Origin of the sequence: Pseudoalteromonas phenolica (assembly GCF_001444405.1) — a bacterium.
Lineage (GTDB): Bacteria > Pseudomonadota > Gammaproteobacteria > Enterobacterales > Alteromonadaceae > Pseudoalteromonas > Pseudoalteromonas phenolica.
This window is the reverse complement of record NZ_CP013188.1, coordinates 767,111-779,860: the sequence shown is the minus strand read 5'-3', so window position 1 is coordinate 779,860 and position 12,750 is coordinate 767,111. Positions and strand designations below refer to the sequence as shown.

General features: G+C 37.6%; 10 protein-coding genes. 8 read left to right on the top strand and 2 right to left on the bottom strand.

Annotation, left to right across the window (positions count from 1 at the left end):
• Window positions 1-126: 126 nt before the first annotated feature.
• A complete protein-coding gene (locus PP2015_RS20585; RefSeq protein ID WP_058032360.1) occupies window positions 127-1,701 on the bottom strand; it encodes a sensor domain-containing diguanylate cyclase in 1,575 nt (524 codons plus the stop codon).
• A 536-nt stretch (window positions 1,702-2,237) separates the two neighbouring features.
• On the opposite strand from PP2015_RS20585, the gene PP2015_RS20575 reads away from it, so the two are divergent.
• The 6 genes from PP2015_RS20575 (at window position 2,238) to PP2015_RS20550 (ending at window position 7,237) form a co-directional block, all read left to right on the top strand.
• Window positions 2,238-2,705: a DM13 domain-containing protein gene (locus tag PP2015_RS20575; protein ID WP_058032358.1), complete on the top strand. Its 468-nt coding sequence runs from the start codon at window positions 2,238-2,240 to the stop codon at window positions 2,703-2,705.
• A 149-nt stretch (window positions 2,706-2,854) separates the two neighbouring features.
• Window positions 2,855-3,283, top strand: a complete 429-nt coding sequence (locus tag PP2015_RS20570) for a DUF3429 domain-containing protein (protein ID WP_058032357.1) — start codon at window positions 2,855-2,857, stop codon at window positions 3,281-3,283.
• A gap of 47 nt (window positions 3,284-3,330) precedes the next feature.
• Window positions 3,331-4,170 carry a GGDEF domain-containing protein gene (locus PP2015_RS20565; protein ID WP_058032356.1) on the top strand — a complete coding sequence of 280 codons (840 nt, stop codon included), beginning with the start codon at window positions 3,331-3,333 and terminating at the stop codon, window positions 4,168-4,170.
• Between the two features lie 72 nt (window positions 4,171-4,242).
• The gene (locus tag PP2015_RS20560; RefSeq protein WP_058032355.1) at window positions 4,243-5,331 is read left to right on the top strand and encodes a methyl-accepting chemotaxis protein; all 1,089 of its coding nucleotides are present in this window, start codon (window positions 4,243-4,245) and stop codon (window positions 5,329-5,331) included.
• A gap of 101 nt (window positions 5,332-5,432) precedes the next feature.
• Window positions 5,433-6,227, top strand: a complete 795-nt coding sequence (locus PP2015_RS20555; protein WP_058032354.1) for a class I SAM-dependent methyltransferase — start codon at window positions 5,433-5,435, stop codon at window positions 6,225-6,227.
• A 161-nt stretch (window positions 6,228-6,388) separates the two neighbouring features.
• Window positions 6,389-7,237, top strand: coding sequence for an EamA family transporter (locus PP2015_RS20550; RefSeq protein ID WP_058032353.1), 849 nt, complete (start codon window positions 6,389-6,391; stop codon window positions 7,235-7,237).
• 91 nt (window positions 7,238-7,328) lie between these two features.
• Here the strand turns inward: PP2015_RS20550 and PP2015_RS20545 are convergent, their stop codons facing one another.
• Window positions 7,329-9,845, bottom strand: coding sequence for an alpha/beta hydrolase family protein (locus PP2015_RS20545; RefSeq protein WP_058032352.1), 2,517 nt, complete (start codon window positions 9,843-9,845; stop codon window positions 7,329-7,331).
• Window positions 9,846-10,056: 211 nt separating this feature from the next.
• Here PP2015_RS20545 and PP2015_RS20540 point away from each other — a divergent pair, with 211 nt between their 5' ends.
• Both PP2015_RS20540 and PP2015_RS20535 read left to right on the top strand, forming a co-directional pair.
• Window positions 10,057-11,292, top strand: a complete 1,236-nt coding sequence (locus PP2015_RS20540; protein ID WP_058032351.1) for a glycosyltransferase family 4 protein — start codon at window positions 10,057-10,059, stop codon at window positions 11,290-11,292.
• 126 nt (window positions 11,293-11,418) lie between these two features.
• Window positions 11,419-12,645 carry a threonine/serine exporter family protein gene (locus PP2015_RS20535; protein WP_083496711.1) on the top strand — a complete coding sequence of 409 codons (1,227 nt, stop codon included), beginning with the start codon at window positions 11,419-11,421 and terminating at the stop codon, window positions 12,643-12,645.
• The last annotated feature ends 105 nt before the right edge of the window (window positions 12,646-12,750 follow it).

The following is a 12,750-nucleotide window of genomic DNA, read 5'->3' as shown; positions in this document are numbered from 1 at the left end:
ACGCTCCTATTCTTATTTGTATAAGACTACTCAGTAGTCTGGAGCGCGCATAATACCTAAATCAGCGCCATTATTCACCTGCAACATGTCAACAAATGAAAACGAAAACAAAAACAACATATAAAATTATGTACACTCAGCGAGATGTGTACGATTTCGGCCCGCCTCTTTAGCGCTGTAAAGTGCCCTATCAGCCTGCTTCAACACAGTGTCTATATCATCACTAATGTTTGGCCATTGAGATATGCCAATTGAAGTTGTTACGTTACCAACTTGTTGAAATTTAAAAGCCTCGATATTAAGACGTAATCTTTCCGCAATTTTATATGCAACGTCCAACTCAACATTAGGTAAAAAAATTAGAAACTCTTCTCCGCCAGAACGGCAAACAAGATCTTGTTCTCTTGCACATTGCTGCATAAGTGCAGCGAACTCTTTTATAACAATGTCACCGACATCATGCCCGTAGGTGTCATTAACCTTTTTAAAGTGGTCTATATCAAGTGCAAGGACAGAAAAAGATTGAGAATTTGCAACAAAATATGCCAATGCCTTTTCCATACCTCGTCGGTTAAGCAATTGGGTCAGTTGATCTTTTTGTCTGTCTTGATCAAGTTTTTGAATTGTTTGTTCAATACGTTTATGACTTGATAAAAATGCTTGTTTTAAGTAATCAGCTTCAAAGTACCAAGTGTTAATTTTATTTGCATCAAACTTGCTGTTAAGTCCTTCTTCTTTTAATGCTTGTGCCAAACTGGCTAAAGGCTGCGCAATCTTAGTGCCAAAAAGCAAGATAATAAGCAATGTAAGTACGATAAGGGGCAATGTGCTTAATAGCACATCTACAATAGTATTAGACACCTTGTCGAGAGTTGCTGATTTATTGCTTTGTGATACAACCCCCCAGCTAGGCAGCCTCACTGGGGCAAATCCAGCCAACATATCCTGACCATACGAATTAGGAGCAAGCATACTTCCAGAAATACCAGCCAAAACAGCATCTACGATTTTATTATTTTCAATTTTCTCGCCAATTCTTGATACGTTTTTATGAAATATAATGTGTCCATTTTGATCAACAACATAAGTGTATGAGTCATCATTATGATGATGTTTATCTAAAATTTGATTAAGGATGTTCTCTTCTTGCAAATAAATGGCACCACCGACAAACCCAATAAACCTTTTTTGATCATCAAAAACAGGTGATGTAATACTTACGATTAAATTTCCCACTGGAGACAAGAAAGGTTCAGATATATATGTTTGTTGTCTAGTTAAAGGCTCTAAAGCTTTTTCATCTTTTATATATGTATTGACCAAGTTTAAAGTTGATGGAGAGACAGCCAGTACTTTGCCTTTATTATCAACGAAGATTGTTGAATTAAAGCTTTCGGTTTGATGCAGCAAACGCTCAAGCTCTGAATTCAACAAGTCTGGGTTACTATAGGCGTGCTTCAAAGAGTCGGAAGTATATTCCAATTGGGATAGCACAGATCCTAAGAATAGATCAGTAACATTCGCGATTTTAGTCGCATAGACACGGTTAGAGTCAAGCGTGTCGTTAATCATTAAATCTTTTTGTACTTTGTAGACAGCAAAGAGGGCATTTCCTAGTGTTAATAACACACCAAAAAAAGCCAAAATTAAGACTAAGCGTTTTAAATCAAGTCGCCTAAAGGCACGAAAAACATTAACCAAATGAACCCCTGATGGTTAAAAATGTGAACACAAACCCAACATCACAAAGTTACGCTTAGAGAAAAATAAATCATTAATCTAAATCAACTTTATGTTTTAAATTTTATATCCCAATTATAACAACAAAATACATCATTAACCGCAAAAAATTGACTGTAATAACAATTTATTTACCTACACAAGTTTGTCGTTTTTTCTCTTGGACATAGTTATAATCATCATGTCTAAACTTTTGTTGATTTTTATGGTCCGCAGTAAACTTAAAGCCTTAACAACGCACTTAACCATAGCTTGTGTATTACTAGCCACTTTGTGGTTACTCGTGAGTGATAGACATGTATTGATTATAGGTAACTCTTTAATCCTAGTCTATGTCGTTGCATCACTTGGCTTTTGCATTGTGCCCCCAAAAAATAAAAAAACTAAAAAATAGACTAGCTAAGTAAATCAGTTTAAAAAGTTAAGCTATATCTCAGGCAAAAAATAGCTAATTAACTATACTATTTTGTACTAACACCATTACCCATGGCTTTGTTTTGAAAAAGATTAAAATCATTCTGCTTTCTATTGTTATTTATATTGTTGGTTTTGTAAGCGGAATATACTCTCTGCCCATATTAATGGCACCAGCTTCACCTAGTATGCTTGAATTTGCATCAGCTACTTTAGAGACAAAATATAAAGCGGTCATTCCTGATTCTTTGAGTGGCTCTGACTTTCTACATTTTGGCGTAGGGACTTTTTCCTTATCCGAAAATAAAGTTATTTTTCAGGGAAAACTGGCTCCAGGGCCTGACTATCAATTATATTTATCACCCAAATTTGTTGAAAACGAATCACAATTTTTAAAATTTAAACAAGAAATGACAAGAGTCGGTGAAGTAAAATCATTTGACGGATTTATATTACAACTTCCACAACATGTAGATATAGAGAATTACGCGAATTTAGTTGTCTGGTGCGAAGCCTTTCAAGAGTTTATAACCGCTGCTAATTACAAATAAAGGCGATAACGCAGCTAATCGAATAAATTTCGAGTATTGTTTTTTTGATTTCAAAAAACCACCATAAAATAGAATGCATACATGGTTGATCTAGTTCTACTTAAAACTGGTATTATATTCATCAAATAATAGTTAATTTTGGTATTTAGATGCACTCTTTTTCAAATCATGTTCAGCTTGGATATTATGGTGTTTTGCCATTTCTAGCATGTATATTTGGCACTCTAATCTTTGGCAGTCATGAAACGCTGATCAAAGCTTTTACATATTATAGCCTCGGAATTTCAGCTTTTTGCGCAGGCGTAATGTGGCGACCTGGTGAACAAACCATCACTCACGCGGTTATGGCTGTGCTATTAGTAATACCTTTCCCATTAATCGCATTTGCAAATGTCACCATTACTCTTTCTTATTTAGCCATTTGCTATCCTTTGATTTTACTCTTCGAGCGTGGAATGCCAGCTTGGCAGGCCTACCACAAGGATTATCATAAGATGAGATTCGTGCTTACTTCAGTCCTGTTTGTAAGTCATCTGTTCATGATTGCCCAACAAATTGAACTTTCTAACAACATTTAGGTAAAATTCTGCTATATCTAATATGAGACTTCTATTAGATGTAGCAGATGAAGAGCAGATATTTTTACATATTCATATTGACTGTCACTTTATGCTTGGCGGTTCTTCTATTAAATCGCCCCGATATAGATTTAGATGCGTTTGAGGAGCTTTTTTGGTTTACGTGTACTGGTCTTTTAATTGGTTATGGGGCGCAGTATGTCAGTAATCGTTTCCTAATTCTCGCCTGGGGGATGTATTGCGTAGGACTATTTCTTGATGTTCTTGATGACATTTTAACTAAAGACACACTCCCTATCCTAGTCGCTGATACGTCATTAAAAAAAATTGGCCTCATTCTTACTTGTATTGTTCTTTACAATGTAATCCATCATGAAAGAAAGATTATTAACAAGCTCAATAGCGAAATTAATAGACGAAAAAAATTAGAAAATAGATTAAATTTTGAAGCTAATCATGATCACCTGACACAATTAGGTAATAGAAAATCATGTTTTGAAAATTTTGCGACATTGAGTAGCAAGTACCCTTATCTACTATACTTTGACCTTGATAATTTCAAACACGCTAACGACAAATATGGACATCAAACTGGCGACGAGGTTTTGATCTCTATCTCAAATGCATTACAGACAGAATTTGGAGCTGATAATTGTTTTAGACTTGGAGGTGATGAATTCGTAGCATTTAGTCAAGTTCTTCCTGAAAACATAGACACTTTGAGAAACAGATTGGTAGAACAAATTTTTGAATTTGATGTTGGTGTAAGCATTGGTATAGCGAAAATAACCCCAAATGAATCCCCCGATGAAATTATGCATCGTGCCGACTCCAATATGTATTCTGACAAGTCACATAAAATAATTCGTCAAACACCAAGAACTTAGTTCGCTTATTTCTGGCGCTTTTTAGATCATACTGATAGTCTAATACTAATTTCTATTTGTGAGGGAATCGCTGTGTTCGGTAATTTATTTAATAATCAACAGCAAGAACAAGAACTTCAAGCATTACGTCAACAAGTACAGCTTTTACAGCAAGATAACGAAAAACTTCAATCTGAAAACAATAATCTCAATGAATTACTTGTAGAAACTCAATCTCAACTAAATGAAAACACCGACAACCAGCTCCTACAATGTGCGATAAACGGTTTATCTCAAATTCGGGATATTAGAGAGACAGTGAGTAATAGCTTCTCTTCTATTGAGCAAGAAAGCCAATCAATTAATGATATAAACTCAATTTTTCAAACCTCTGAGAAATCTTTATCTGATATTTTATCTGGTATGGACGGCCTCACGCAAAACATGGCGACCATGACAGCCAACATTTCTGGTTTGTCTCAGATGGCTGATAATATCAATACATTTGTAACCACGATTTCTAAAATATCAGATCAAACTAACTTACTTGCATTGAATGCGGCAATTGAAGCTGCGCGTGCTGGTGAGGCAGGTCGAGGATTCAGTGTAGTAGCTGACGAGGTGCGTGCACTTGCAAATAATACTAATGAGTCTGCGAACGAAGTATCTGATCTTGTGAAGCAAATTATGGACACGACCCAGCAAACAGTTAACGCTGTTAACGTCATTCAAAGTTCAAACAATGATTTATCTGAGAGTATTGCACAATTAAATGACGATTACTCAAGTATTGTTGGTAGCTGCGGTTCGATGAAAAGTACCATTGTAGATGCGACTACACAAACGTTTGTTCAAGCAGTGAAGTTAGATCACGTGGTTTGGAAGTCTGATGTTTATAATCACCTAATAGGTTTAAACTCACAACCAATTTCTGCATTTGCTGATCACGCTAGTTGTCGACTAGGTAACTGGATGAGTTCTGAAGGTCAGAAAAAGTATGGAGACTTAAGTGCGTTCAAACGCCTTGATGCACCTCACAAACAAGTTCATGCTAGCGGTGTTGAAGCTATGAACTTATTCGCTCAAGGCAATAAGCAAGGTTGCATTCAAAAACTAAATCAAATGGAACAGGCTTCTGGCGATGTAATGTCTTTACTAGACGAAATTGCAAGGCAAGCCTAGTCTGAATAATCTTAGTAAACCTTAGCACCTTTATGTATAGCCTCGTATATTGAGGCTATTTAGGTATATAATCACACCATTGTTTTTTATATATTCCAATTATGAAATTAAATAAACAGTGGCGTATTTTGACCGTTGGTGACGGTGATCTTAGTTTTTCCCACGCGCTCTCTTTACAATTTCCTCACTCGCAGCTCACTGCCAGCGTATATGATTCAGAAAACGTGTTACTCAATAAGTACAAAGATAACTCATACAATTCATTAAAAGAAAATCAAGTAAAGGTCTTAACTGAATTTGATGTCACTGAGCCTAGCTCTTGGCAAAGAGTTGCTAGCCATAGTATCGATGTAGTGATATTCCAATTTCCTTTAATACCCGCTTTTTCAGACTTTGATGACTTTAAGCAGCAAAAATTATCGGTGAATACTTTAAACAGGCGTTTATTAAGGTTATTTATACACTTTGCTCATCAAAATGTGCTTGACCCTAATGGCCCGATGTTATGCATTATTACCTCAAAAGATGTTAAGCCTTATTGTGAGTGGGATATAGAATCTTCACTCACACAAGATTTAGATATCAACTATCTCGGACAAAGTGTATTCAATATCAATGACTTTCCTGGTTATAAGATCAGGAATGTTGATAGAGATAAACATGTCAAAGACACCAGTGGGATCAGTTACGTTTGGTCAGCAAAAACAACATCAGATGAATTACCTCACCTGAGTCGGCCGCATTATCTTTCAGACAACCATTGCAGATTCTGTCGCGCTGGTCCTTTTCTTACTGACAAAGATAAGCTCGCGCATACAAATTCTAAAAAGCATAAAAATATGAAAAAGCACCATGACGATTGGATGGAATATTTAAAAAGCGAGACTTTGTCATAAATGTGATTATTAATAATTCTTTGTCTATCACAAGAAAATAATATGTTAGAAAAGTAGATACTCACCGCAAAAGCTATGAATAATGTATACAAGCCTATTGAGCAAAGTGACATTCAAGATTAGACTACGGCTCTGATTTAACATGAGAGTAAACATAACCAATGGCAAATAGAGATTTGCTTTTCGCGGTGGCTTGCTTACTGTGTGCAATGATCACCATTCAATCAGGTGCATCTATTGCCAAACAACTCTTTCCACATGTCGGGCCAGAAGGTACAACTGCATATAGACTTGGTTTCTCAGCCCTGATTTTGTGTCTTATTTTTAGACCATGGCGACACATGCCTAAAAAATGGGGGCCAATAGTCGTCTACGGCCTTTGTTTAGGCGGTATGAATATCACTTTTTATTACGCTATTGAGCGTATACCGCTTGGGATAGGTGTTGCTCTTGAATTTACCGGCCCACTTGCGGTTGCTTTATTCTCATCAAAACGAAAACGTGACTATTTATGGGTTATCTTTGCTATCGCTGGCATTGTATTACTTCTCCCTGATATGAGTACACAAGAAGGCCTCGATCCCGTAGGTGTAATACTTGCACTAGTCGCAGGTGGATTTTGGGCTGGTTATATTTTATTTGGTAAAAAGACGGGAAATCAAGGTTCTGGAGGGGCTACCGTTGCAATTGGTATGACCGTTTCTGCTTTGGTATTAGTTCCATACGGTGCGGCTTCTCAAGGTAGTGCATTATTGAATTGGGAGCTTATTCCTCTTGGTATTATGATAGGTATTTTATCAAGTGCGCTGCCATATAGTTTAGAGATGGTTGCGCTTAGAAATATGCCAGCACAGGGGTTCAGCATCATGATGAGTTTAGAACCTGCGGTTGCTGCTATAGCCGGACTTATCATCTTAGGTGAACTTCTAACAGTTTGGCAGTGGTTCGCTGTTTTTATGATTATTATTGCCTCTGTGGGCAGTTCATTGGGTAGTAAAGAAAAGCACTAAGTTTAAGATTTGTAGAGCAACTTAAATTTTAACAGTCGAATTCAAGAATAAATAAAGCCGAGGTCGTCCTCGGCTTTATTCTGTTTAATGCTTAGTGCTGTTGGAAATTAGCACTATTTAAAAGATAACCTTCTGGCTTTGGCAAGACCCACTTCTCAAGCCACTGCTCTTGCTCCCATAACACATGTAAAATAGTCTCTACGGATTGATACTCATGTGATTCATTTGGAAGTAATACTAAGCGTGCTTCTTTATCTAAACTCAATAAGGTTTGATATAAGAGCTCTGATTGAAGTGTTTTCGCCTTATCATCATCTTTACCATGGATAATCAAAACTGGTACATTAATTTTATCTACAGAATTAAAGGCTGACACACCGCTAAATAGAGGTGCATTTTGCCAATAAGCCTTATCACTATCTAAATACCCCTTGCTGGACATAGTCACATTATACTGACCGCTTCTTAAAATGCCTGATGAAAAGTAATCCGTATTTGCCAATGCAAGTGAGGCAAGTGTAGCACCCGCTCCATGACCAGAAATTGATATTTTGCCAAGCTCAGCCACCCCTTTTGCAATTAGCGCATCCGTTGCCGCTTTAAAGCTAGATTTCAAATCTGTCATAAATGCTGCGCTTGAAGCCGCACTTCTTAAACTTGGCATGCCCGGGTTTTCTAAAATTGCGATACCTTTTGCGACATATGCAACCATATCTCTATGATTACTAGTAACAAATTCACCTTTCTTATTGTAGATATCAGCACCTAGCCAAAATAAGACTGGTAAGCTACCCTGGGTTGCATCGTAATTACTCGGTAAATATAAATTAGCTGTTAAGGTTTGACCATCAGCGCGACGATATTGCAACTGCTCTTTTTTCACACCAATAAAACCTTCAATAGGGTGCGTATTTCTAGTTAATTGCTCAAGAGTGTTGAATGTTAAATCGCTAATGAAAAAGTTTGTAGGCTGCAACTGAGTCTCTTTACTGAATAAAAAGCGCATGCCTTCGTCATCTAGTAACGCAATTAAAGACTCAGAAAATTCAGGTTGAGATTGCCAAACTGTCGACTTGCTGTTTGTTTTTGCATCGAAACGTTCAAGTAATTGAATAACAGAATCACCTTCAATTTTCTGGCTATGCACAAATAAATATCGACCACCGACTACTTTAAGTGCCTCTGTACCTAAATCATTTCTTTGTTTAATAAATTTATGCCAAGTTTGAGAAGATTTATCTTCAGTGAATGTTTTAAATTCAACACGACGTTGGTCTGCATCTCGTGGTGTGATAATACTTTGTCGACGTTTATTATCATCTAAAGACTTTTCTGTCAGTAATGCCAAACTGTCGTTAAACCAGTCTATCTTATCTAGTTTCCAATCTAATGTTGCGAACACTTGAGGCGCCTTGCGAAACGGTGCACTGACAGTAAATAAGTTATCTGAACCATCTGGTTTAGCTTCTGCCCATAAAACCGTTGCGCCTTTATCCAAACGCCATTGAAACTTATGTTTTTGTACAACGGGTGAATCTAAAGTTTCAACGAGTGGATTTACTGCTAACTCATATAAAGCATGACCTGTCATGCCCCAGACTTGCCAAACGTTGGCAAAGTTTTCAAGCGGTCTATCTGATGTAATTGGATTATCAACCATATTAACGATTAAATTGGTTGAATCAGGAGAGACATCAAAGTGTTTTAGAAAGGTCGCTTGACCTATCGGCTTTGCAAGTCCACTTAAGCTGATTTTAATAAGTTGACCTTGTGCAAAAAATTTAAACTGGTCAGCAACAGGGTCTGACTTAAGCGCTTCAGAAGTCAGCAATGTACTTTCATCAAGCTGATTTGTGACTTCACTTGGCTCAGGTTCGGCCGTTACTTGTAATGCATCACTAGTAGTTAGCTCGCTTTGAGTCGGTTCAGCAATTTCCTCTACAGAATGAAAGTACTCAGTTATAACTAAGCCTTCTTGATTTGGGATAATAATGCGTTGCTCTTTTTTAGGCTCTACGGGCTCTTCTAATAACGGTTTGCCATGGTTCACAGCAATATTAACCACAAACCCCGTGCTATCCGGTAACCATTGGTAAGGAGAAGTTGTTAAGAAACCATTCAAGGTCGATTGGGTTACTTGCTCTAACCGTCTGGTTTTAACGTCGTAAACCCAGAGCGTTGCAGAGTTGACTTGCTCCAACACAAGACTTAAATAACGACTATTCGCTGACCACTGCACATCTCTAATCTCACCTTCAGGTAGGTTATTGATGCTAAGTACAGAACCAGAAATAACGTGACGTATTTCAATATCAGCGTAACGTTTGAGTGATGCTCGCGAGTAATTGTATGGGTTAAAGTCGATACCAAACAAAGAAAGTTGAGGTTGAACTTGCTTCGATGATCCGATTGCATGTTCTGATAACTCTACAAGCCAAGCATTATCGGGGCTCATGAGTATATCAGGTGTAGATTGCACTTCGACTAATCGAGCGAATTCCTCTGTTGGTGTTTTGAATCCGAACGTATTGGCATTCGCTACTGCTTCAGATGACACCAGTAATGTAACGAAAAAAGCGCCAAATATAGACGAAATTGTGCGATTCATACTTTTCCCCTAATCAATTAGTTGCGAAATAATATACTTAAATCATTAAAATTGCAGCTATTTGAGTAAGGCAAGACATTCAAATAATCTCAAATGCCATGGATAAAGCCTAGCCAGCACAAACATATCTCATTATCTAAAAGCAACATCGAACTTTTTTGTAAATTCAGGTAGACTTCGCGCCTCTAAAATCAACATCTATGAGAGTATTATGAGCAAACGTGTTTTAGTAATTGGTTATGTGTGGCCTGAGCCAAATTCATCAGCTGCTGGAACACATATGATGTCTTTATTGAAGACGTTTCGAAATCAAAACTGGCAAGTTGAGTTTGCAACGCCTTCGCAACCAACAGAGCATATGATTGACCTTAATGATTTTGGGATCAGCAGTAGAGAGATTGCTTTAAACTGTTCGAGTTTTGATGATTACATCACAAGCTATAACCCTGATATAGTGATGTTTGACCGTTTTATGATGGAAGAGCAATTTGGTTGGCGAGTTGATAAATTTGCTCCAGATGCCATCAAAATTCTAGATACTGAAGATTTACAGTGTCTAAGACAGGCAAGACACACTGCGCATAAAGGTAAACGAGACTTTACCTTAACAGATCTACAAAGTGACATTGCTAAGCGCGAGATCGCTGCAATATTACGTTGCGACTTAAGTTTAATTATCTCCAGTTTCGAAATGACTTTGCTCGAGTCACATTTCAAAGTAGATTTGAACCTATGCCACCACCTACCGTTTATGGTTAATCTAGAGAAATTGCCAAAGTCTTTACCTGAATTTGAGCAAAGAGCCCACTTTATGACCATAGGTAACTTTAGACACGCTCCTAATTGGGATGCGGTTTTGTACTTACAAGAAATTTGGCCACTTATAAAAAAACAGCTGCCTGAAGCTGAGCTGCATATTTACGGCTCATACCCGCCTCCGAAAGCCACAGCCTTGCATAACCCAAAAACGGGCTTTCTAATTAAAGGCTGGACGGAAGATGCGAATAAGGTGATGCAAAATGCCAAAGTCTGCTTAGCACCTTTAAGGTTTGGTGCTGGTATTAAAGGCAAACTGTTAGAAGCGATGATAAACCAAACACCGAGTGTGACCACTGATATTGGTGCTGAAGGCATGACAGATGGCCATGATTGGCCGGGGTTAATTGCGAATAACACGAACGATTTTGTCAATGCTGCCGTAAAGCTTTACCAAGAAGAAAGTTTGTTCAATGAGAGCAAAAATGCTTCTAGAGGACTTTTATCGTCTTTTTATAATCAACAACATTTAGAAGAGTCATTAGTGAAGCGAATTGTTGAAATTGCAAATGATCTAACCACGCACAGAATGCATAATTTCACGGGTCAAATGTTAAAACATCACACCATGAAAAGTACGCAATACATGGCACAGTGGATAGAAGCAAAAAACAAAAATATTTCACAATAAATTGCTAGACATACCACTAAAAGTGATTAGAATTCGCACCGTTTCTTACAAAGCATACCAGTTAGGTAAACTTAAGCTATAGTTAACCTAATATTTACTTTTACCACCCTTATTTGGTTTAAAAACTTGAACACAGCTAGTTTTACGCAAAAAAGAAAGTTTATTGTTAAGCTTGGCAAAATGCTGCACAAATATGGTACACCAGCATATCGACTTGAAGCACATTTAATGGAAGTCGCAACGCATTTAAACTTAAAATCATCTTTCGTTATGTCACCTACTTCTGTGACCTTTGTAATTTGGACTGACGGTCACGAAGAAGAATATACCCATGTTGCACGTGTTGAACCTGGTGATCATGACTTAGGCTCATTAGCTGACACTGATGATGTTGTTACTAGAATGCTGGCTGGTGAATTAACCATCGAAGAAGCCGATGCGAACCTTGAAACCATAGATACTAGCAAAAACCCGTTTAATAATTGGTTTACTGGGTTTGCGTTTATGGTTTCAGGTGCTGCTTTTGCGATGCTAATGGGCACTAGTTGGAACGATGTATTATGGTCAGGTTTAATTTCGCTGGTTGTGTTTTTATTTGTACTCTGGTCAGCTCGATCTAAACGTGTAACCCATATGCTAGAGCCACTGGTTGCAATAGCTGCCGCAATAGCAGCCTGTGCAGTAAGTAGCTATATTGACCCAGGGGTAAACATTCGACTTGTTGTCTTATCTTCGATCATTGTATTTATCCCAGGTCTTGCTTTGGCTCTTGGTTTTGCTGAATTATCCGCAAGACACTTAGTATCTGGTACTGCTCGTGTTATGGACGCAGTTATGCTGCTATTTAAACTTTATTTTGGTGCTTTTTTAGGTATCAGTATTGGTTTCGCCCTATTTGGGAAAACTGACTTTATACAACCAGAAGCATTACCTAAATGGACAGCTTGGTTAGCTATATTACTGTTATGTAGTAGCTTAATTATCATCTTTAGAACCAAACTAAAACATGCAAGTTGGTCTATCGCTTCAGGCTTTATCGCCTATGCGGCAAGTATCAGTGCTGCAGTCTATTTTGACTACAGCATCGGTGCGTTCGTTGGTGCTTTTGCCGTTGGCGTATTTAGTAATTTATTTAACCGTGTGGTGAATGCGCCAGCCTCAATTGTGGCTATGCAAGGTTTGATTGTTTTGGTTCCTGGTTCAAAAACATATATTGGTTTAAACTCATTAATTGAAGGCCAAAGCTTCGTAAATGCAGACCAAATTGGTCAACAAACATTTTTAATCTTCATGTCTTTGGTCGCGGGATTAATTTTTGCTAACGTAGCTTTGCCACCAAAGAAAAGTCTTTAATAAATCAGCTAGGGCTGACTACTTCAGCTCTAGCTATTCAAAAAAACCTGCAAGCCATTGGAAGCTCACCTTCTAAAATAACATTCTCAATTAACTCTCAATGAC